Raw genomic sequence first — 20510 nt, forward strand, 5'->3', positions numbered from 1 at the left:
ATCATGAAGACCTACACCTACAAGGTCGGCATTCTGCTGATGGCTTTTCCGGCCGCATGCAGTAAATCCGCCACGGAACCCCTAGAGAATGAGACCCCATTAACTATTGAAGCTAATTATAGCGTTTTATTGGAAAAAAGCGGTTTTTTGACCACAGGAAACGTGCAAGCTTCAGAAAATGAAATGATCCTAAAAACTGATAACCTAAATTTTCCCGCGTTCCCATCTTCCAAAATCACCTTTGCGGACGGCAATACTTTCAGTTTTTTTGAAGTTACAGGAGATTGTAAGGGTAGAATTTTAAGGTTTGATTTCAATTCCGGTAATTATCAATTGATAGAGACATTTTTAAATCTAGATGTCTGCAGTTTGAATATTACTTCCATTGCTCACGATAATTCCCATGTATTCTTAACATTTATTAAAAGCGAAGTAGGGAAGGAAGATGCCTATTATGTGAGAATTATTAGTTTAAACGATGTAGAAAGTGCGGTGGACGTGGAACTTAGTTTACAACCCAAGCTCGTCATTCCTAGTAATGGAAAACTATTTGTTCTGACACATGATGTGGAAATTACTGATGAAAACGGAATAAGTGTTATTGATATCAATGGACAGTCCATAGTTCTTGAAAAGCTGGTAGGATTTAATGCCAAGAAAATTTTTAAAGACCCGGATGGTCATATCGTTATAAGTTACCCTGAACTTCATACGACATTAAACAGTACAACCTTTGAGGAAGTGTATACCCAATATGGAGAGACGCTCCGCCCCAATTTATATTCAGAAGGCTATAATCTTTTTGATTCCCAAGGAAAAATGTATTATACGATGAATACAGAGGGGGAAGCGATAGAAAAAATACCGGCGGTTTACGATTTTAAGGCTAACACAGCAACGTTGTACTACTTTGAAAATTTCTTATCGGAGACCGAATTGAATACGGAACTTAATATACAATCGGCAACGGCAATAGGCTATGACGATAAAAATAATTTCATACTGGTAGGATACGAGAAAAATGGTTCGAGCAATTTTGGTGGAATACTGAGATTAACCCCTGCACCTGATTTTGCTTATATTGACAATATTGATTTAGTAGGGATTCCAAAAGCAATACTTACTCAAAGCACAAATTAAGCATTGTAATACTTGCTATTCCAAATAGCCGGACTAAAATTTTTACCTAGGGCAAAACCATAAAATATGGCAACGGCAACAATACTTTTAAAAGTAAAGAAAAAGAGTATGCCGAATTCTGCCACTGAATTAGATTTAGAGAAAAGCCCGTTAGGAATGAGCAATGTAGTCACATAGCTAAGTAAAATGATAACGAAAATAAGGTTTCCCACATTTTTAAAAGGCCACATCATTAATTTTCTAAGAGGATGCAGATCATTACCCCACTTATGAATAAGATAAAAATAGCCATTTCCCATTGGAGCAAATAGAAGAGGGTCGTCTTTGTCTTCCAACTTAAATAGTCTTGACGGCGCAATTATTTTAAATCCTTTTAACTCCGTAGTGTGTGTTTTTTCTAGTTCCCTGATTTTTGAATAAGCCTCGGATGGGATTTCACCCTTGAAATATTTTGAATCCAAAAACCTTAGGCGGTAATCGATACAAACCTTTTTAATTTGATCTATGTGAAAGATACGTTCAGAATCAAGGGAATCAAAATCAAATGAATTGACCTTTAAGGTATCTAGTTCTGAGAGATTCCTATCAATACGGGAATAAATTTTATCAAGATTGGCAAAAATTCTTTGGACCTCTTTCAGTACATTTTCTCCTGACTTTCTTTGCTTTTCTCTTTCTAAGTGTAACTTTTCTAGAAGATTTGTTTTTTGAAATAACATGTTTCTTTTTTAGCAACTCCTTCAAAGTTAGACAATAATTAAATTTATAAAAAACCAACAAAAATTAGATATTTGTTAAAAATATGTTAAATATTATAATTGTCATATTTTCAGAGCACCCTTATTAATGCTAAGATTGTATATTGTCGAGGAATGTGAACCATTCGTCGATAACCGACTATAGCCTCAAACCAAGAACCTTACCTATGAAAAATTGGACATCCCCCGTGTCTTTTGCGGCCCTACTAATGACACTTTTCTGTACCGCACAGGAGCCTTCAGCGGCAGTACAAGATAATATTCTATCCAAAACTAGCTCAAAATTAAATTCCATTCTGTCCAATACCGAAAAGACAGAAAATCATAGTAGGTTATTGTCCATATTGAGAGCTTCTGATTTAGATTGTCTTTTGGATTATGATGGACAATTTACGGTCTTCGCTCCCTCTAATGCCGCCTTTGAAAAATTATCAGAGGTCACGAATGAATGGCTTATAAATCCAGAAAACAAAGAGAAGCTAAAAGCTATAATGTCCTATCATATTATTGCAGGTAAACTATCGGCATCCAAAATCCTAAGAGCAATGTGTAGAGGAAATGGGGAAGCCTCTTTTACAACAATTTTAGGCGAAAAAGTAACTGCCACCATGAGTGGCATCGATATTGTTTTAACAGACACCAATGGTAATAAGGCTAAAATTGTAAATGCAGATTCCGAACAACGAAATGGAGTCATACATGAGATAGATAGTGTCTTTTTTCCTGTAAACTTTTTTTAAAACTATCTAAGTTCCGCACTCAATTCTTTCTCATAATTGGTTTGGAGCTTATTCATGATTTTATCTATTTGGGTATCCGTCAAAGTGCCATGAGTGTCTTTCAAAGTAAAACTGACAGCATAGGACTTTTTGCCAGCCGGCAAATTATTACCTTGGTATACATCAAATAGGCTTATTTGAGTCAGTATTTTACGCTCAGTCCTAAAACCTAAATCATACACTTCTTTGAAGGTTACGGTGTTGTCCAATAAAAGGGCAAAATCCCTTTTAACTTCGGATATTTGGATATTTCCTTGAAAGTAATCCCGCTTTTGTTAAGGCTTTTTAAAATAACATCCCACTTAAAATCGGCATAGAAAATTTGTTGTTTAATATCGAAGTGTTTGGTGATACTTTTTTTAACGATTCCAAAGGAAACCAAGGTACTGTCATCGTTACTTTTATAAGAAATACCTTCCGAAAATAATTTTGAACTATCCGGTTCATATGTTACGTCCTTAATTCCCAAGCGTTCCAAAACAGTATCCACTATAGACTTTAATTGAAAAAAATCTGTCTTCTTGGCTGGTTCTGTCCAACTATTTTCATTGGCTTCTCCACTCAATAGAATACTCAGGTATTTTTCCTCGATACGTTCATTGTTTTCTTGGTAGTATGTTTTACCAAACTCGAACAACTTTAGGTTCTGCCGTTTTCTGTTGATATTGAAACTGGCCGATTCCAATGCCGTGAACAGAGAAGATTTTCTTAACACCGACAATTCACCACTCAATGGGTTTATAATTGTAACATGCTTTTTTGCCTCTAATTCTCCCTCTAAAAGTCTGTTGTAAGAAGGGGAAGTCAAACTGTTCGTCAATATTTCAAAATAACCCTTGGAAGCCAGTAGGTCCCCTATAATTTGTTGGATTTTGTAATCCTCAAATGAACTAGTAGAAGCTACAGAAGCATTAAGTTTTTCACTGAAATCCACATTGTTATAACCATAGACGCGTAATATTTCTTCAATTACATCCACTTGGCGCTGTACATCCACACGATAGGAGGGAACAGTAAGTCCCATTCCTGCTTCAGTCACGTTTCTCACCTTAATGTCCAATGAAGCGAGTATTGACTTTATGGTATCTTGGGAAATGTTTTGGCCTATCAACTTATTTATTTTTTCAAAAGCTAGGAATACCTCAAAATCCTTATGTTTTTTTGGATAAAGATCCACAATATCCGAAGTGATGTCACCACCTGCTATTTCTTTGATCAATAATGCCACTCGCTTAAGACTATACTCTACGTTTTCAATATCAATGCCCCTTTCAAATCTAAAGGAAGCATCCGTATTGAGTCCATGCCTTTTGGCAGTCTTGCGAATAGAAACCGGATTAAAGTAGGCGCTTTCCAAGAAAATGGAAGTGGTGTGCTCCGTAACACCGGAATGTATACCTCCAAATACTCCGGCAATACACATAGGCTTTTCAATATCACAAATCATAAGATCATCCTCGTGCAATTCTCTTTCCACACCATCTAAGGTGGTAAATTTAGAGCCTTTGGGAAGGGTTTTTACTTCAATTTTATTTCCCTTTATTTTGTTTGCGTCAAAAGCATGCAAGGGCTGCCCTAATTCGTGCAGTACATAATTGGTAGCATCTACCACATTATTCTTGGGCGTAATACCAATGGCCTTCAACCTGTTTTTAAGCCAGTCTCGGAGAAGGTTGAACGATAATGTTGCTTATAGTAACACCACAATACCTAGGGGCCAAACTATTATTTATAACATCAACATCTATTTTCAAAGACCTGTTGGCCACATTGAAATGACTAACCGGTGGCGTTATGAGCTCTTTATTTATTTCCTTCTGTTTTAAACCGGCTTTTAAATCCCTGGCAACGCCAAAATGACTCATGGCGTCGGCACGATTTGGCGTAAGTCCAATTTCAAAAACCTCATCCTTTTCCACCTTAAATACATCAGACGCAAGCGTTCCAGGTTTTAGACTATCATCTAAAATCATAATTCCATCATGGCTTTCACCTAGGCCTAGTTCATCCTCGGCACAGATCATTCCATGGCTTTCCTCTCCACGAATCTTTCCCTTTTTTATCTTCCAAGCGTCCCCTTCTTTAGTATATAGGGTGGTACCAATGGTCGCTACAGGTACTTTTTGACCCTTTGCCACATTAGGCGCCCCACAAACAATCTGAACAGGTTCAGGTTCGCCAATATCTACCATCGTAACTTTCAATCTATCCGCATTGCTGTGTTGTTCACAACTCAACACATGTCCAATAACAACACCATCCAATCCTCCTTTCACGGATTCAAAGCGTTCTATTCCCTCAACCTCTAATCCTAAATCCGTTAAAAGTTCCCCTGTTTTTTGGGAGTTCCAATCTATATTGATGAACTGTTTGAGCCAGTTATAAGAAATTTTCATTTGTGCATTTTAAAGCGCGTAAAGATAAAACAATGGTGGAAGAGATTCAACAGACATCGGATTGTTTTATCCTTAATTTTAAAATGAGGTTTATAAGTTGTTAATTCGCACTAAATCTGCCAACCATGAAAAAAATTTTAATTCTGTTCCTGACCATTATTCTCTTTGCTTGTGAAACCCGGAAAACGAATATTCAACCCAAAGAAGGTGTTTGGCAAGCTAGATTGGAAGTAAAAGACCATCAGATATTGCCATTCAATTTTGAATTATACCGAACAGATGACAAATCAGTAAGCATGAAGGTTCTCAATGGGGAGGAAACCATTTTAGTCGATGAAATTTATATAGAAGATGATTCTATCTTAATCAAAGCTCCCGTATTTGAGGGTTATATTTCTGCTAAGCTTATTAACGAGCAAATGATAGGGAAATTCGTAATAGAAAGTTTGGACTGATCCGTTCCTTTTCAAGCTGTTTATGGAATTGAAGAACGATTTACAGATGTGGGATCAAGTACCCAAGGTGTTGACGGTGTTTGGGAGACAGAGTTCAGTCCAAATACGGAGGATAGTTATATGGGTAAAGGGATTTTTAGCCAAAAGAATGGGATTGTTTCCGGGACCTTTAGAACAACTACTGGTGACTATCGTTTTTTGGAAGGAGTGATGGATGCAGATTCCTTAAAATTATCCGCCTTTGATGGAGCACATGCCTTTTTGTTCCATGCGAAGGTATCTGACAGTACTATGAAGGGCACTTTTTATTCAGGAAATCATTTTAAGGAGCCTTTCGTTGCGGTAAGAAATGAAAACTATGAACTTCCAAGTGCTGACTCCTTGACCTTTATAAAAGAGGGGTATGATCGGTTCGATTTTTCCTTTCCTAATTTAGATGGGGACTAAATATCATTATCTGACCCTGTTTTTAAAAACAAAGTGGTCATTGTACAGCTTATGGGCTCTTGGTGTCCAAATTGCCTTGATGAATCTAAATTCCTAGTTAACTATTTAGAATACAACCAAAACAAGGACTTGGCTGTGTTGGCACTGGCCTTTGAACAGGCTAAGACTAAAGAGCGTGCCCTGCAAAGTATTGAACGACTCAAAGACAGAATAGGGATATCCTATCCTATTTTATTAGCTCAGTATGGTAGTTATGACAAGAAAAAGGCACAACAAAAATTACCGATGTTGAATCATGTGCTATCTTATCCTACGACTATATTTGTTGACAAAAAGGGGGAAGTGAGAAAAATACATACTGGATTCAATGGATCGGCCACGGGAAAAAAATATGAGGAATTTAAATTGGAATTCGACAGTTTCCTAACGGGGTTATTGTCTGAATAACATTATATAATCGTAGATTTTCCAAGGTCTATATTCTCGTCGTTCATATTGAAATTATCATCAATTTCCATGATATTGTCCGCAATAAAGTCACCGACGTAGTCAGTGCCATATTTACTACTTCCCATTATATCAGGAGTTACGATTTTTTTCGAAAACGATTTTAATACAGCAGCAACAAGGGCATCGGCCTCTTCATTGAGTTTAAAATGCTGTAAGAGCATACCAGCACTTAGAATTGCAGCTACCGGGTTGGCAATATTCTTATCTTTTGCATCAGGGTATGAGCCATGAATCGGTTCAAACATTGCATATTCAGTGCCCACTGAAGCCGAAGGAAGCAATCCAATGGAACCGGCCGTAACACTGCCTTGATCGGATAAAATATCCCCAAACATATTATCGGTCAGTATAACATCAAATTGAGAGGGATTAAGAATCATCTGAACCGCGGCATTATCAATAAATAGGGTTTCCAATTCAATGTCGGGATAGCTTTTTGAGATGGATTTGACTACCCTTCTCCACAAACGCGAAGTTTCCAAAACATTCGCCTTATCAACCAAAGTCACTTTCTTCCTTCTATTCTTGGCGGCTTTAAACGCTAAATGGGTAATTCTACTGATTTCATCCTCGGAATAGGAACACGTGTCAGTAGCAATATTAGTGCCCGAATCCATGGATTTGTTCCCATAGTAAATACCACCGGATAACTCCCTATAAATGACCAAATCTGTATGTTGAATCACTTTTTTGTTCAGGGGCGATTGCCTAATGAGAGCAGGAAATACCTTAACCGGTCTGATATTGGCAAAAAGATCTAATTCCTTTCGTAGTTTTAGTAGCCCTTGTTCGGGCCAAATTTTGGAGTCCGGATTTCCATCATATTGGGGCATTCCGATTGCTCCAAATAATATAGCATCTGAGTTTTTACAGATTTTTAACGTCTCATCCGGTAGGGGACTACCCTTTTTATCCATGGCCTCTGCACCAATGAGGGCTTTTTTAAATTTAAAGGTATGACCAAAAGTTTCTTCAACGGAGCGTAGACACTTAAGGGATTGGGCAACGACCTCCGGGCCAATGCCATCCCCACCTAATACAGCAATATCTAACCGCATTTTTAACTTATACTTTGAAGATTTACCTTGCTAGCTTCAATGATTTCGTGGATATCATCGTCAAGGATTTCTTTTTTTCTATCCGCAAACTTTAGGAATTCTTCGTATACCTTGTCCAACTGAGTCTTTGTAAGCTCATAACCTACAAGCTTCGCCCTGTAAGCCAAGGCCGCCCTTCCGCTTCTAGCGGTCAAAACAATAGAGGACTCTGTAACACCAACATCAGCTGGATCAATTATTTCGTAGGTTTCCCTATTTTTTATAACACCATCCTGATGTATTCCTGAACTATGGGCGAAAGCATTCGCACCAACTATGGCCTTATTAGGCTGTACTACCATCCCCATTTTGTTTGAAACCATTTTACTGGTATCGAACAACAATTGACTGTTGATAGTAGTATCCAAGTTTAAACTTGGGTGTTGTCTCATAATCATCACCACTTCTTCCAAAGAGGTATTACCAGCTCGTTCCCCAATTCCATTTATAGTACACTCTATTTGCCGGGCGCCATTGATTACACCGGCTATGGAATTGGCAGTGGCCAAACCTAGGTCGTTATGACAATGGCAGGAGAGAATAGCTTTGTCAATTCCCTTTACATTTTCCTTCAGATACTTCATTTTGGCACCATATTCTTCAGGAAGACAATAACCAGTTGTGTCCGGAATGTTTAGGACGGTTGCCCCAGCCTTAATCACTGCCTCACAGACCCTGGCCAAGAATTCATTATCCGTTCTACCGGCATCCTCGGCATAAAATTCCACATCCTCCACAAATTTCTTTGCATAGCTAACTGCCTCTACAGCTCTTTCGATAATGGCCTCCCTATTGGAATTGAATTTGTGCTTTATATGGGAATCGGAAGTGCCTATTCCAGTATGTATTCTTGGTGTTTTTGCATGTTTTAAGGCTTCTGCGGCAACTTCAATATCTTTCTTGACGGCTCTTGTAAGACCGCAGACGGTAGCGTTCTTTACCAATTTTGCAATACTTTCAACCGATTTAAAATCGCCAGGACTAGAAATAGGAAACCCCGCTTCTATAATATTTACACCAAGCTCATCTAATCTTTCAGCTATCACTAACTTCTGCTCCATGTCCAATTTACAACCTGGAACCTGCTCTCCATCCCTAAGTGTAGTATCAAAAATTTGTACTATATCTTTGCTCATTATATTTATGTAGTTTTAGCAAGTTAAACGAATATATAACGCTGATAACGAAAAAAGCAAATTTTGTCAGGACATTTACAACGTTAATATACTTTTCGATAATATCAATCTATTGATTTACAATAACTTAAACATATATTTTTACGATGACAAATGCTCATAAAGATGCGTTGTTCGTTTTGGTAAAATCGCTTTCAAAATCTGAAAAGCGTCAATTTAAACTTTATGTAGGTCGTTTGGGCGTAAATACCGATGCAAAGTTTTTGGCACTCTTCAATCTACTGGATAAAATTAAGCGTTATGATGAAAAGGTAATACTTTCCAGTGGAATAGTAAAAAAGGCCCAGCTTTCTAATCTGAAAGCCCATTTATATAAACAAATACTTGTAAGTCTAAGGCTTAATCCCGTCAATCAAAACATACGGGTTCAGATACGGGAACAGCTAGACTTTGCTACCATTCTTTATCAGAAAGGTTTATATAAGCAAAGCCTTAAGATTTTAGACAAGGCAAAATCCACGGCTATTGAAAATGAGGAAAAGAACATTGCCTATGAAATTGTGGAATTTGAAAAAATAATCGAGACCCAATACATAACACGTAGTATTCCTGATAGGGCCGATGAGTTGGCAGTTCAGGCCAAGGAATTATCACGGTCAAAACGTCATTACCAGTAAACTCTCCAACCTTTCCCTACAGCTATATAGCATGATGCTAAAGGTGGGCTACGTAAGGAGCGATGAGGACCTACAAAAGGTAAAACAGTATTTTTCAAAACATTTGCCAAAGGTCGATGTTGAAACCTTAGGCTTTCGGGAAAAATTGTGGCTTTATAAGGCCCACCTGTGGTACAGTTTTTTGACTCAAGACTTCCTTTCTTCCTATAAATACGCTAGTAAGTGGGTAGATTTATTCTATGATTACCAGGAAATGATTTATCTAAATCCGGTATTCTTCCTAAAAGGAAACCATTATCTCTTGGAATCATTGTTCTATGTGAAGTATAGTTCACAATTCAAGGAAACCCTCCGAGAAAATGGAAGTGGTTTTAAAGGAAAAGGATTTCCCCAAAAACGACAATATAAACTCACTTGCATTTTTATATCTAAATGCCAACAAGCTAAATCTCCATTTTCTCGGAAGGAACTTTTGAAAAAGGATTATATCTCGTCAAGATTATTGAATATGGCATCGCCAAACATAAAGATAGAATTGATGCCCATCATGTAATGGTTTTATATTACAAGATTGCCTGTCTTTATTTTGGTATAGGCGACAATAAGACCTGTATCGTTTATCTTAAAAAGATCATCAACAATAAAAACCTTAAAATGCGAGAAGACCTTATGTGCTTTGCAAGGGTTTTGAGTTTAGTGGCGCATTACGAAGCGGGAATGGACTACCATTTAGAGGTTCAATTAAAAAGTACCTACAAGTTTTTACTCAAGATGAATGACATGCATGCCGTACAAAAAGAAATGATCAAGTTTTTGAGAAATCTAGGCAGTATTTATCCAAATGAGTTGAGGGGCGAATTTGAAAAATTACATACCGAACTTAAAAAATATGAGGACCACCCTTATGAGAAACGGGCCTTTCTTTATTTGGATATCATTTCGTGGCTTGAAAGCCATTTGGAAAATAAACCAGTATCAGAAATCATTCGGGAAAAGGCCCTAAAACAGACCAGGTAAGCCCAAATGAATCGTTCACATGCCTCCCACTTATTGGAAATCAATTTGGCAATGTTGTTCATTGCCACCTCCGGGCCATTAGGAAGGTTTGTGGATTTACCAGTTCCCGTGACTACAGGAATCAGGGGGGCCATTGCTTTTTTTCTTTTACTTCTGTTCTGCAGATTCAGAAAAATTTCCCTAAATATTCAGAAGGGCGATCTATCCATAGTTTTGATTACGGGTGTTTTAATGGCTGCCCATTGGTTGTTTTATTTTTATGCATTACAATGATTCAACGTGGCCATAGGAATGTTGTCCTTGTTCACCTATCCTGTAATCACCGCGTTTTTGGAACCTCTACTGTTAAAGTCCAAACTTCAAAAAATGCACCTTTTACTTGGCGGGTTGGTATTATTGGGAATCTACTTTCTATCTCCAAACTTCAATCTAAAGGACTCAAACACTTTGGCCATCATTATGGGGTTAATTTCCGCTTTTTCATATGCGCTGAGAAATATAATTTTAAAAATGAAAGTCCATAAATATCAGGGAACCACCCTTATGGTCTATCAAACAGCAACGATTGCGTTGTTAATGTTACCAGCATTATTTTTTACTTCTTCTACAGAAATATTAGGGCAATGGGAGGGACTTTTGGCTTTAGGGGTAATTACGACGGCCATAGGCCATAGTCTTTTCCTTATGACATTTAAACACTTCAGTATTACAACCGTAAGTATTTTGAGCAGCGTGCAACCTATTTACGGAATCATAATCGGAGCCCTATTTTTAAACGAAATACCTAAAGCCACTACCTTGGTAGGTGGAGCATTGATTTTGAGTTCAGTACTTGTAGAAAGTGTTAGATCCTCAAAGGGCAAATAGCTCAGTTCTCAGGATTGATATTCGGGGCAAATTCGCTGATTACATTGTTACCCAATGACTCAAACTCATTATTTTGAGCCATTTCACGAACCTTTATAGGGTCGAAATCACCGTTAAAATAAAGAAAGGATGCGTTTTGGGCGTTATTGTTATAAATCAAGATTTCCTTTACACTATTCCTTTTCTCTCGTATGGACACCACATTTCGTTTTAAATCATCATTTCTTCTATACACTTCAATAAACGAATTGCCCGTAATCCCGCTCATTTGTTGATTTAGAAATTGTGTTCGGCCGGGGTAGCACTTGGAAACTGCATATATCTTAAGTCCCTCGTATTTCCTATCAGAGTTTGCATTTCCGGGGAAATTCCACTTATCAGTTTAAGCATGAATTGGGGCACTCTTACAGCGGTTACCTGATTGTCATTTTTATGGGCATTGTAAAAGGTGTCTATGGAATTATACGAGGAACAATTATAAAAAAGAACAAGGAGAAAAAGAATAGAGATTTTCTTGTACATGGCTATGGTGTTTAGAAAACCTAATGTACAAAATTTAAGAACAGGCATCCCAAATAGTATCACCAGGTAAGGGAGCTACAATGGAAACGGGTTCTTTTTTTACGGGATGTTCAAAATCTAGCTTTCGGGCATGTAAATGAATACTGGCATCGCTATTGCTACGAGGAAAACCATATTTCAAATCTCCTTTAATAGGACAGCCAATAGCGGATAGTTGAGATCTTATCTCGGTGATGCCTACCCGTCTTTAAGTCGATTTCCAATAGAAAATAATTATTTAGTGCCTTTAAAACCCTATAATCAAGAATCGCCTTTTTACTTGCCGGAATTTCATTTATATGTGCATATGATTTGTTTTGCTTAGGATTCCGTTTCAGCCAATGTACCAAGGTTTCTTCCTTATTTGGTGGCATTGTCTTTACCACGGCCCAATAGGTTTTTTTAGCCTTCTTTTCGGAAAAAAGTTTATTCAATCTTGGAAGTGCCTTAGAGGTTTTGGCGAAAACAACCAAGCCGAGATGTTGGCCTATCTAATCTATGACCACCCCCAAATACACATTACCCGGCTTTTTGTATTTTTCCTTTAAGTATTCCTTGACAACCTCACTTAGGGGCATATCTCCTGTTTTATCACCTTGAACGATATCTCCCGGCCTTTTGTTGACAATGATTAGATGATTATCCTCATATAAAACTTGGAGGTTTTTTGGGGTGGATAATACCTTTTCCGTAGCTACCATATTTTTAAATGGTAATTTTTTTGCCTACAAGTCCTAACAATAGAATGAGAAGCACTCCCGTGGTTACGCCAACATCGGCCATATTAAATATACCCGTCCTGAAAAAACCAAGTCGGATTTGAAAAAAATCCGTTACCGAACCTAAGGCAATCCTATCGATTAGATTTCCTATACCGCCCCCTATAACAAAGGCAAAGGCCAAAATCATCCATTTATTGGTATGGGTTTTGGCCAATATTCTGTATAACAAAATCATCAGGACAAGTAGCGGAAGAATTTGGAACAGTATGAGCTTTAAGATAGGAGGGAAGTTGGCCCCAAACCCCAACATAGCCCCAGTGTTCTCCACATTGGTAAGAATAAAATGGTCTTTGATCAAGGGAATGTATTCCTGATGTGAAACGTTTTCACGCACCACCCTTTTAGAGACCTGGTCACAGTCGATATTTAAAAGTACAAGCCCTATTATAACCAGTCTACTAAAAAATACCTTCCTATTTGGTTTCATAAGAATCAATATTGTTCCTCCTCATTAGGGAAATCCATACTTTTTACATCCTTCACATAATTCGATATGGCATTGCCCATTTCCTCGTATAAATTCATGTACCTTCTTAAGAATCTTGGATTGAATTCATGTGTCATGCCCGTAAGATCATGCACGACCAAAACTTGCCCATCCGCATATTTTCCACCACCTATTCCAATAGTGGGTATGGTCAATTGTTCCGAAACCTTCTTGGTCAAGGTAGCAGGTATTTTTTCAAGTACTACGCTAAAACATCCCAATTTTTCCAACATATCGGCATCCTCCATTAATTTTTGGGCCTCTTCCTCTTCCTTGGCCCTAACTGTATAAGTGCCAAATTTATAGATGGATTGCGGTGTTAGCCCTAAATGCCCCATAACTGGGATTCCTGCGGCCAAAATTCTCTTTACAGATTCCTTTATTTCCATGCCACCTTCTACTTTCACGGCATGGGCACCACTTTCCTTCATAATTCGTATGGCCGACCGAAGTGCCTCCTTAGGGTCACTCCGGTAACTTCCAAAAGGAAGGTCCACTACCACCAAGGCCCTTTCGACCGCCCTAATTACCGAAGAGGCATGGTAGATCATTTGATCCAAGGTAATAGGTAAAGTTGTCTCGTGACCGGCCATAACATTACTGGCAGAATCACCCACCAAAATAACATCGACTTTGGCAGCATCCACAATTTTTGCCATGGAATAGTCATAGGCCGTAAGCATGGATATCTTTTCTCCATTACTTTTCATATCGACCAGTGACTTCACCGTAACTCGCTTATACTCCTTTTTTGCAGTAGACATATAATACCATTTAATCTGAGCAAAAGTAATGAGATTTGTTGAGATAAAATTTTTAGCAAATTTTGAACAGTATGGATTTATAGTATCTTTAATTCATAATTAATTGATCTGGTTTGAAAAGAATAGTAACAACCCTATTTGTAGTAACTACCCTATTTTCCTTTGGACAATCCACCGATGAAGACGCTGTTAGAAATACAGTGGACGAATTCTTCACGGCATTCCATGCTCAGGATTCGGTGGGATTAGCAAATCTTGTGAGTACAAGTATTGTTTTGCAAACCATTGGAACCGGAAAGGATGGTAAAACAATTTTGAGAGAGGAAAATTTTAAAGACCTCATTCATTCAATTGTCAGTATTCCGAGACTCTGTCAATTTCAAAGAAAAGTTGTTGGATTATTCCATACAGATTGATGGGGCCATGGCAAATGCATGGACACCCTATGAATTCCGGATAAACGATAATTTTAGCCATTGTGGTGTCAATTCCTTCCAAATGGTCAAACTAGAGGGCGAATGGAAGATTATTTATCTAATCGATACCCGAAGGAAAGAAGGTTGCGAAGGTCAATCCAAGTAATTGCTTTTAAACACGAATTAACCTTTCCATTTCCTAGACGATGTACTGTCCTCATTAGGGAAATCAGAAGGCACCTCCTGTGTTACTTCACCTGAAGCGGCCCATTCCGTACCCCTTTGTAATGTTGTGATGAATCCTACGCATTCCATGGAATAATCAAAATGGCCCAAGGTGGTATGAAAAACCCTTCCTTGTCCATAATCAATGGCCATTAACATGGGGACATTTTGACCCAAACCCTTTACATCCGGATTCCAGGGAGGGGCATTTTTTTCCACATCAGCATAGGCAGTGGCTAAAATAGTAGCATTTTCAAAAGGTCCACGCATGCGTTCATACAATTCATCTTGGGTGTGCATCCATATTTTAGGTAGGCCTTTCATTATGGGATGTTCCGGTTCTCGCGTTGTTATTGGGAATTCGTATTCGGATCCATGGGAGCCACAAACGCCCTCGATATCATCACGAATGACCTCACCTGAATCATTATAGTACACGTATGAATCGGTACTTTCATCCCGTCCGCCCCATGCCCCCAAGGCAATCATTTTATTGAATTCGTTCCATTCTCCCCAAGCATTGTTGGCGGCATGGACAACAACCAATCCACCTCCTTTGGCAATGTAATTTTCAAAATTGGCCCGTGTAGCTTCCGCCATAAGGGGGACTCCGCGCCTAAATTGGAAATAATGACATCATATTGTTCAAAGTCAATGCTAAAGTCCGATGTTTTAATTGATTGTGATGATTTCCCATACTTTGTAGAATCCAGTGGATAGGTTTCAATAAAGGAGGTGTAGGCTTCCGGTCCGGACTCATTGTATTTTATGCCCAACCAAACCGAGTCCATTCGGTGGATTGCCACCTCAAATAATTGGGTTTCCTCCAAAAAGTCCTTCATCATCATCGTGGTTTTTGGCCGGACATAATGGTTGTTCTGACCATCGAGAATTAAGGCCTTTAATTTCTCCGGTGCCTTTGCAACGGTATTTTCGTTTTGTTTCTCTTTCTCTTTACATGCGATTACCAATAAGGCAATCAGCAAAAACCAAATGGATCGTTTCATGATGTTGTTAGGTTGAATGAACTTTAAATGTACTGGAAGTTCTCCATATTCACAACAGGAGCTATTTCTCCAAGAATAATAATATACCCAATCTGTATTTTCCTTGGCGATAATTACAAGAGATGCTACCTTAGTCTTTAAATCAAACAATGAAATATGCAATTATTAGGAATTGGGTCACGCATTAAACACATGGAGTTTGGAATGGGAGTGGTAACGAATGTTTCATCCAAACATTATTGGGTAACATTTATGGAGAGGGGGTTGGAGACCATCGACATCAACGATGATTTTGAAGTGATTGAAGCCTTGGAAAACGACGTTGACACAGTAAGTTTCCTAGAAGTGGAAACGTCTTTAATGTCCATTTTAAAAAGATGGAGCGATGTCACCGAGCAAGTAGCTATAGCTGATAAATGGAAAGGCGGCAGCCTGGTTTTAGAACCTGGGGATTCCAGTTTGAGCAACAAGGAAATCCCGATAGACACATTTTTTCACAAAATAGTCATGGTGCGGGACCGTATCCGGGTGATGGAACAAAAAATAAATGCCAGTAAAAATCTGGATGACCAAGAAAAAATTGATCTGCAACAATATATTACCCGAATTTATGGAAGTTTAACAACCTTTAATGTGTTGTTTAAAAACAAGAGTGACCAGTTTGTGGGGGAACGCTCTTCCTAATTTTAATATGCCCTATTAGATAAAATGACTTTCGACATGCGTTTCAAAGACCTTTTTGTTATTATAGTAATTTTCTTAGGAATCGCTTCTTTCAGTGGATTTGCACAAGATAAACCTAAAGTGATTTTGGATGCTGATACGGCGAACGAAGTGGACGATGCGTATGCTCTTAGCATCATTTTGATGAACGATAGCATCGATGTTATTGCATTGAACGCCACCCAATGGCAAGCCTCTCAATGGACTACGGAAAAAAGCATGGAGGACAGTCACCGGCTCAATCAGACCTTGTTGGGTATTATGGGATTAAATACAAAGACCAATAGAGGAGGAGCGTCCCGCATGTACGATTGGGGAGACCGGGCCCAACATTCCGCCGCAGCCTATGACATAATCAAACAGGCAAAAGCACAGAAAAATGGCAAAAAAATAAATGTAATCGCGCTTGGGGCGTTGACCAACGTGGCATCCGCTGTATTTATTGAACCTGGAATTGCGGATAACATTAGACTGTATTGGTTGGGAAGTACGTATGATTTTGAAAAGGGCATTTTGAGACGGGACGATTTTAACTGTGCTATGGACTCCTATGCCTTGACCCATTTATTGTTTTCAACCGTGGAAATGCACATTATTCCTGTAAGTGTCGCAAGTAAAATGACCTTTGAGTACCAAGAAACCCGTTCCGAACTGGAAAATCATTTCTTGGGAGGCTTTCTTATAAAGGTTTGGGACGACCATATAGATGGCGGCCGAACCCAAAGAACCATTTGGGACCTGACCATTGTAAATGCTTTTTTACACCCGTAATGGATGGAGGAAGTGGAAATCATCACCTCAAAGGACAATGGTGGCAGAAAAGTATTTTATTACAAGGACTTTGATGCTGACCGAATGCGAGCGGATTTCTTTCAAAAAATCAAGTCCTACGAAAGGCCCTCCAAATAAAAGCCAAACTAAACTGCCTCCTTTTTTTCACTAAGGTATTTCCAGTATCGTTTAGGTATGTGTTGGGTATGTAATTTTTTGTTGATACGGGACTTGATATTGGTACTTTTAAAATAATTGTTCCACAAATCTTGATAGTCATACTCCTCAGTTACAAGGCTAGTATTCTTCTTGATGCTATTTTCCAAAGTATGGGAAAGATCCATCGTTATGATTTCCACTCCATTGAGATCGTAATACAGACCATAGTTGCGCTTTAGGTCATAAATGATCCACGGTTGATCCGCATAGCGCTCCTTAAAGTGTTTGGAAATTAAAGGAAGTACATCAAAATCAGGTTCGATGTTCGCAAAATAGATGCCGTCCTTGGTCAGTTGAAACCGTACAAATGCCTCCATACGATGCTTTTCCCGATGTACTTTTTGCGCCGTCTGACTGATTTTTAAAATGCAGGCATCGGAGAAGTCGGATGCAACGTGTTTGGATCCCATTATTTTTCGGATGTATTGATAGAGTAGAGGCTCCAGGTTTTTCTCCCCGCTCAAAAATGAAAAGTAAATGTTCTTAATGGCCGAATTCCTTCGGCCTTTGATACCGTTCCACACCCTTTTGGCTATATCAATATTGGTGAAAATGGTCTCCGTTTCGGAGAAAAGTCCGTTCTGCGCCGAACGTTCCTTTTGGATATCGGCGAAAGGCAATTTTTGTTCAAACCCTGCGAATACGGCGGTCAAAAAACCGTTAAAGCTACCGTCATAAATTAAAGTCTTTGTTGCTGTCATGAGGCTACTCTTTTAATTAAAAAGTGATAATTGATTGGAATATTGATTTCTAAATTTTCCGTAGGATGTGCTTATAATCAACCCTTTAATACGTTCTGCGTCCATATCCCTGCGTTCCCAATAGCGGGAATCACAAAGAATAAAATACTTTGCCCTATTGAGGGCCACTCCAATTTTTTTAAGATGATCCCAATCCAACTTCCGGAATTTTCGGGCCTTCATGATTTTATGAACCGAAGTCATCCCAACTCCAGGGATACGGGCCAATAGGGCTTTTTCAGCTCTATTGATGTCAACAGGGAAGTGATGTAGGTTTCTCAAGGCCCAACTTAATTTAGGGTCTACTTGCATATCTAGATTGGGGTACTGCTCATTGAGTAATTCTTGCACAGAAAAACCATAAAATCGTAATAGCCAATCGGTCTGATACAACCTATTCTCACGTAACATGGGCACTTGGGTGCCTAGGGAAGGGAGACGGGTATCATTACTTATAGGGACATACCCTGAGTAATACACCCTTTTCATATGAAAATTCTTGTAAAAATGTGTGGCAGAGTACATAACATCCTTATCCGATTCACCTGTGGCGCCCACTATCATTTGGGTGCTTTGGCCTGCAGGAGCATATTTTGGGGTGCTTTTAAGGAGCCTTCGTTCCTCCTTAAACCGGATAATTTCATTCTTGACCTTACGCATTGGTTTGGCAAAATCCTCATGTTTTTTGTCCGGAGCCAACAGTTTAAGGCCTGATATTGTGGGGATTTCAATATTGACCGACAATCGGTCAGCATACAATCCTGCCTCATACATCAATTCATCACTGGCTCCAGGAATCGACTTTAAATGAATATAACCATTGAAATTTTCTTCCTCCCGTAATTTTTTGGCCACAGCTATCAACCGCTCCATGGTATAATCCGGATCTTTAAAAATCCCGGAGCTTAAAAAAAGACCTTCTATATAGTTTCTTCTATAAAAATTAATAGTAAGATCTACCACTTCCTGAATCTTGAAGGCTGCCCTTTTGATGTCATTGCTCCTTCTAGTAACACAGTAAGCACAATCGTAAATGCAATGGTTGGTCAAAAGAATCTTCAGTAAGGAAATACACCGTCCGTCCTCGGAATAACTATGGCAAATTCCGTTACTGGCGTTTCCCAAACCTTTATTCGTGTTCTTTCTAGTGCTACCACTACTGGAGCAGGAAACATCATATTTGGCGGCGTCCGCCGAATGTTCAATTTTTCTTTGATTCGGGTAAAATCCATTTCTATTATTGTAATAATTCCAAAATTATGGAAATATTCCTAATTATGGAAATATTCCAAATTTTATTTTGGAAATAATCCATATTGACTATATTTGAATATGGAAAACGAACTGACACTCAAAAGATTTACCGATGTTAGGAGGGAACTAGGCTATACACAAGCGGAGTTTGCTGAACTACTTGGGGTAAAAAATACCACTGCGGATATTGAACGGGGAAGGACCAAATTATCCGGTAAAGTGGTATCTGAGCTTCTAAAGCAATTTAAAATTAATCCGTTGTGGTTATTTGGGGAGAGTGACAATCAGTTTTTGGAGACTTCTAAAACGAGTGTCATTCCTAAAGTAGTTACCGTAGATAGTGCGGATCGCGACAATATGGTGCTGGTAAATGCAAAGGCAGCTGCTGGATATCCTCAAAATATTTCCGATACCAGCTGGTACCAACAATTGCCGGCATTCGATTTACCTATACCGGAGTTCAGGAATGCCACGTATAGAGGTTTTCAAGTAGAGGGGGATAGTATGCTGCCCAATTTGAGGCCTGGCGAATGGGTTTTGGCAAGGGCCATAGAGCATATTGATCACGTAAGCGCCAACAAAATGTATGTGGTAGTCTTACAGGATTCGGTCATGGTCAAGAAAATAGAAAAGAGACCGAATTCCAACAACATTACCTTAGTATCCCTTAATGAGGCGTATCCACCCTATGACATAAAACCGTTTTTAATACAGGAGATATGGGAGGTAAGCAGTAAGATTACCTTTAATGTAGACGCCACTACGGACAGTGGATTGTTGAAACAGCTGCAGGAATCCATGCAAGAACTTAAAAACCAATTACAGCATGTGAAAAAGGTGTAGCTCTAAAACTTTTTAATGTAGAGGCCACTATTCTTCAAGGTAAACCCAAGACTTTTGTACAGACTGATCGCGGCGGTTCTATGATGGCCGCTAAAAAGTAGTATGTCATCTAGTTTTCTTTTTTCGGCCTGTTGTAGCAATACTTCCATCAATTTTCTTCCTATTCCCTTTCCTCGATGGGCTTCGGAAACAATTACATCCTCGATCATTCCTTTATATCCGGATATCACTTTATAATTGGCCATCATGGCAATTCCGATAAGTTCCTCTTCTTGAAAACTGGCGGCAATGTCAATATGCTCATCTTCCTCAAGGATTTTCTCAAGTGAAAGTTGTTTTAATTCAGCATTAAGCTGTACATATAATTTTGAAAGTTGTTCTTGTAATCCTTCAGTTAAGTCTTTTTGAGATAAGAGTTTTATTTCCATAGGTTCGATTC

The 20510-nt window shown here is 38.7% G+C and carries 22 protein-coding genes and 5 pseudogenes; 14 read left to right on the forward strand and 13 right to left on the reverse strand.

What is annotated here, in order from left to right:
- The first annotated feature begins 3 nt into the window (after positions 1–3).
- Positions 4–1140: a hypothetical protein gene (locus NYZ99_RS09560; protein ID WP_260575048.1), complete on the forward strand. Its 1137-nt coding sequence runs from the start codon at positions 4–6 to the stop codon at positions 1138–1140.
- On the opposite strand, the gene NYZ99_RS09565 is transcribed toward NYZ99_RS09560, so the two are convergent.
- On the reverse strand, positions 1137–1859 hold the full coding sequence (locus NYZ99_RS09565; RefSeq protein ID WP_260575049.1) for a hypothetical protein: 723 nt from the start codon (positions 1857–1859) through the stop codon (positions 1137–1139). The genes NYZ99_RS09560 and NYZ99_RS09565 overlap by 4 nt on opposite strands.
- Positions 1860–2065: 206 nt before the next feature.
- Between NYZ99_RS09565 and NYZ99_RS09570 the strand changes: the two genes are divergently transcribed.
- Entirely contained in the window at positions 2066–2638 is a 573-nt protein-coding gene (locus NYZ99_RS09570) for a fasciclin domain-containing protein (RefSeq protein ID WP_260575050.1), read from the forward strand.
- A gap of 2 nt (positions 2639–2640) precedes the next feature.
- Here NYZ99_RS09570 and pheT read toward each other — a convergent pair.
- Positions 2641–5073 (reverse strand): annotated as a pseudogene (gene pheT, locus NYZ99_RS09575) (phenylalanine--tRNA ligase subunit beta).
- A gap of 125 nt (positions 5074–5198) precedes the next feature.
- Here pheT and NYZ99_RS21720 point away from each other — a divergent pair.
- From NYZ99_RS21720 to NYZ99_RS21730, 3 genes are read left to right on the forward strand one after another with little or no spacing between them, the layout of a single operon-like run.
- The gene (locus tag NYZ99_RS21720) at positions 5199–5528 is read left to right on the forward strand and encodes a hypothetical protein (RefSeq protein WP_338039414.1); all 330 of its coding nucleotides are present in this window, start codon (positions 5199–5201) and stop codon (positions 5526–5528) included.
- 48 nt (positions 5529–5576) lie between these two features.
- Positions 5577–5975, forward strand: a complete 399-nt coding sequence (locus NYZ99_RS21725) for a hypothetical protein (RefSeq protein ID WP_338039415.1) — start codon at positions 5577–5579, stop codon at positions 5973–5975.
- A 33-nt stretch (positions 5976–6008) separates the two neighbouring features.
- Positions 6009–6422 carry a TlpA disulfide reductase family protein gene (locus NYZ99_RS21730; RefSeq protein WP_420845212.1) on the forward strand — a complete coding sequence of 138 codons (414 nt, stop codon included), beginning with the start codon at positions 6009–6011 and terminating at the stop codon, positions 6420–6422.
- Between the two features lie 2 nt (positions 6423–6424).
- Here the strand turns inward: NYZ99_RS21730 and leuB are convergent, their stop codons facing one another.
- A complete protein-coding gene (gene leuB / locus NYZ99_RS09585) occupies positions 6425–7543 on the reverse strand; it encodes a 3-isopropylmalate dehydrogenase (protein ID WP_260575051.1) in 1119 nt (372 codons plus the stop codon).
- 2 nt (positions 7544–7545) lie between these two features.
- Entirely contained in the window at positions 7546–8718 is a 1173-nt protein-coding gene (locus NYZ99_RS09590; protein WP_260575052.1) for a 2-isopropylmalate synthase, read from the reverse strand.
- Between the two features lie 146 nt (positions 8719–8864).
- On the opposite strand from NYZ99_RS09590, the pseudogene NYZ99_RS09595 reads away from it, so the two are divergent.
- From NYZ99_RS09595 to NYZ99_RS09600, 3 genes and pseudogenes are all read left to right on the forward strand, one after another.
- Positions 8865–10412: pseudogene (locus NYZ99_RS09595) on the forward strand (hypothetical protein).
- 6 nt (positions 10413–10418) lie between these two features.
- Entirely contained in the window at positions 10419–10685 is a 267-nt protein-coding gene (locus tag NYZ99_RS21735) for an EamA family transporter (protein WP_338039416.1), read from the forward strand.
- A 6-nt stretch (positions 10686–10691) separates the two neighbouring features.
- On the forward strand, positions 10692–11279 hold the full coding sequence (locus tag NYZ99_RS09600; protein WP_338039417.1) for a DMT family transporter: 588 nt from the start codon (positions 10692–10694) through the stop codon (positions 11277–11279).
- A gap of 1 nt (position 11280) precedes the next feature.
- On the opposite strand, the pseudogene NYZ99_RS23205 reads toward NYZ99_RS09600, so the two are convergent.
- From NYZ99_RS23205 to panB, 4 genes and pseudogenes are all read right to left on the reverse strand, one after another.
- Positions 11281–11849: pseudogene (locus NYZ99_RS23205) on the reverse strand (DUF4252 domain-containing protein).
- Positions 11836–12541, reverse strand: a pseudogene (locus NYZ99_RS09615) (RluA family pseudouridine synthase). The pseudogenes NYZ99_RS23205 and NYZ99_RS09615 overlap by 14 nt, the downstream one beginning before the upstream one ends.
- A gap of 4 nt (positions 12542–12545) precedes the next feature.
- On the reverse strand, positions 12546–13049 hold the full coding sequence (lspA, locus tag NYZ99_RS09620; RefSeq protein ID WP_260575054.1) for a signal peptidase II: 504 nt from the start codon (positions 13047–13049) through the stop codon (positions 12546–12548).
- 5 nt (positions 13050–13054) lie between these two features.
- Entirely contained in the window at positions 13055–13873 is an 819-nt protein-coding gene (gene panB, locus NYZ99_RS09625; RefSeq protein WP_260575055.1) for a 3-methyl-2-oxobutanoate hydroxymethyltransferase, read from the reverse strand.
- A gap of 113 nt (positions 13874–13986) precedes the next feature.
- On the opposite strand from panB, the gene NYZ99_RS09630 reads away from it, so the two are divergent.
- Both NYZ99_RS09630 and NYZ99_RS09635 read left to right on the forward strand, forming a co-directional pair.
- Positions 13987–14289 (forward strand): hypothetical protein, encoded by a 303-nt coding sequence (locus tag NYZ99_RS09630; RefSeq protein WP_260575056.1) that lies wholly within the window; start codon positions 13987–13989, stop codon positions 14287–14289.
- Positions 14267–14455, forward strand: a complete 189-nt coding sequence (locus NYZ99_RS09635; RefSeq protein ID WP_260575057.1) for a hypothetical protein — start codon at positions 14267–14269, stop codon at positions 14453–14455. The genes NYZ99_RS09630 and NYZ99_RS09635 overlap by 23 nt, the downstream gene beginning before the upstream one ends.
- 17 nt (positions 14456–14472) lie before the next feature.
- Here the strand turns inward: NYZ99_RS09635 and NYZ99_RS09640 are convergent, their stop codons facing one another.
- Together NYZ99_RS09640 and NYZ99_RS09645 are read right to left on the reverse strand one after the other, a co-directional pair.
- Entirely contained in the window at positions 14473–15060 is a 588-nt protein-coding gene (locus NYZ99_RS09640; protein WP_260575058.1) for a ThuA domain-containing protein, read from the reverse strand.
- Complete coding sequence (locus tag NYZ99_RS09645) at positions 15000–15521, reverse strand: hypothetical protein (RefSeq protein ID WP_260575059.1); 522 nt, start codon at positions 15519–15521, stop codon at positions 15000–15002. The genes NYZ99_RS09640 and NYZ99_RS09645 overlap by 61 nt, the downstream gene beginning before the upstream one ends.
- A gap of 156 nt (positions 15522–15677) precedes the next feature.
- Here NYZ99_RS09645 and NYZ99_RS09650 point away from each other — a divergent pair, with 156 nt between their 5' ends.
- The 3 genes from NYZ99_RS09650 to NYZ99_RS09660 are packed head-to-tail and all read left to right on the forward strand — an operon-like array spanning position 15678 to position 17153.
- A complete protein-coding gene (locus NYZ99_RS09650; RefSeq protein WP_260575060.1) occupies positions 15678–16205 on the forward strand; it encodes a hypothetical protein in 528 nt (175 codons plus the stop codon).
- Positions 16206–16241: 36 nt separating this feature from the next.
- On the forward strand, positions 16242–17015 hold the full coding sequence (locus NYZ99_RS09655; RefSeq protein WP_260575061.1) for a nucleoside hydrolase: 774 nt from the start codon (positions 16242–16244) through the stop codon (positions 17013–17015).
- A gap of 3 nt (positions 17016–17018) precedes the next feature.
- A complete protein-coding gene (locus tag NYZ99_RS09660) occupies positions 17019–17153 on the forward strand; it encodes a hypothetical protein (RefSeq protein ID WP_260575062.1) in 135 nt (44 codons plus the stop codon).
- 8 nt (positions 17154–17161) lie between these two features.
- On the opposite strand, the gene NYZ99_RS09665 is transcribed toward NYZ99_RS09660, so the two are convergent.
- A complete protein-coding gene (locus NYZ99_RS09665; RefSeq protein ID WP_260575063.1) occupies positions 17162–17935 on the reverse strand; it encodes a TIGR03915 family putative DNA repair protein in 774 nt (257 codons plus the stop codon).
- Positions 17936–17947: 12 nt separating this feature from the next.
- A pseudogene (locus NYZ99_RS09670) lies at positions 17948–19206 on the reverse strand (putative DNA modification/repair radical SAM protein).
- 100 nt (positions 19207–19306) lie between these two features.
- Between NYZ99_RS09670 and NYZ99_RS09675 the strand changes: the two are divergent.
- A complete protein-coding gene (locus NYZ99_RS09675) occupies positions 19307–20071 on the forward strand; it encodes an XRE family transcriptional regulator (RefSeq protein WP_260575064.1) in 765 nt (254 codons plus the stop codon).
- A gap of 2 nt (positions 20072–20073) precedes the next feature.
- Here the strand turns inward: NYZ99_RS09675 and NYZ99_RS09680 are convergent, their stop codons facing one another.
- Positions 20074–20499, reverse strand: a complete 426-nt coding sequence (locus tag NYZ99_RS09680) for a GNAT family N-acetyltransferase (protein ID WP_260575065.1) — start codon at positions 20497–20499, stop codon at positions 20074–20076.
- Positions 20500–20510: the final 11 nt, after the last annotated feature.

Origin of the sequence: Maribacter litopenaei, assembly GCF_025244665.1 — a bacterium.
Lineage (GTDB): Bacteria > Bacteroidota > Bacteroidia > Flavobacteriales > Flavobacteriaceae > Maribacter > Maribacter litopenaei.

Excerpts from the sequence above, each read along its gene's own strand:
- NYZ99_RS09560 (WP_260575048.1), top strand. The coding sequence starts at position 4 with ATGAAGACCTACACCTACAAGGTCGGCATTCTGCTGATGGCTTTTCCG.
- NYZ99_RS09565 (WP_260575049.1), bottom strand. The coding sequence starts at position 1,859 with ATGTTATTTCAAAAAACAAATCTTCTAGAAAAGTTACACTTAGAAAGA.
- NYZ99_RS09570 (WP_260575050.1), top strand. The coding sequence starts at position 2,066 with ATGAAAAATTGGACATCCCCCGTGTCTTTTGCGGCCCTACTAATGACA.
- NYZ99_RS21720 (WP_338039414.1), top strand. The coding sequence starts at position 5,199 with ATGAAAAAAATTTTAATTCTGTTCCTGACCATTATTCTCTTTGCTTGT.
- leuB (WP_260575051.1), bottom strand. The coding sequence starts at position 7,543 with ATGCGGTTAGATATTGCTGTATTAGGTGGGGATGGCATTGGCCCGGAG.
- NYZ99_RS09590 (WP_260575052.1), bottom strand. The coding sequence starts at position 8,718 with ATGAGCAAAGATATAGTACAAATTTTTGATACTACACTTAGGGATGGA.
- NYZ99_RS21735 (WP_338039416.1), top strand. The coding sequence starts at position 10,419 with ATGAATCGTTCACATGCCTCCCACTTATTGGAAATCAATTTGGCAATG.
- lspA (WP_260575054.1), bottom strand. The coding sequence starts at position 13,049 with ATGAAACCAAATAGGAAGGTATTTTTTAGTAGACTGGTTATAATAGGG.
- panB (WP_260575055.1), bottom strand. The coding sequence starts at position 13,873 with ATGTCTACTGCAAAAAAGGAGTATAAGCGAGTTACGGTGAAGTCACTG.
- NYZ99_RS09645 (WP_260575059.1), bottom strand. The coding sequence starts at position 15,521 with ATGAAACGATCCATTTGGTTTTTGCTGATTGCCTTATTGGTAATCGCA.
- NYZ99_RS09650 (WP_260575060.1), top strand. The coding sequence starts at position 15,678 with ATGCAATTATTAGGAATTGGGTCACGCATTAAACACATGGAGTTTGGA.
- NYZ99_RS09655 (WP_260575061.1), top strand. The coding sequence starts at position 16,242 with ATGCGTTTCAAAGACCTTTTTGTTATTATAGTAATTTTCTTAGGAATC.
- NYZ99_RS09660 (WP_260575062.1), top strand. The coding sequence starts at position 17,019 with ATGGAGGAAGTGGAAATCATCACCTCAAAGGACAATGGTGGCAGAAAA.
- NYZ99_RS09665 (WP_260575063.1), bottom strand. The coding sequence starts at position 17,935 with ATGACAGCAACAAAGACTTTAATTTATGACGGTAGCTTTAACGGTTTT.
- NYZ99_RS09675 (WP_260575064.1), top strand. The coding sequence starts at position 19,307 with ATGGAAAACGAACTGACACTCAAAAGATTTACCGATGTTAGGAGGGAA.
- NYZ99_RS09680 (WP_260575065.1), bottom strand. The coding sequence starts at position 20,499 with ATGGAAATAAAACTCTTATCTCAAAAAGACTTAACTGAAGGATTACAA.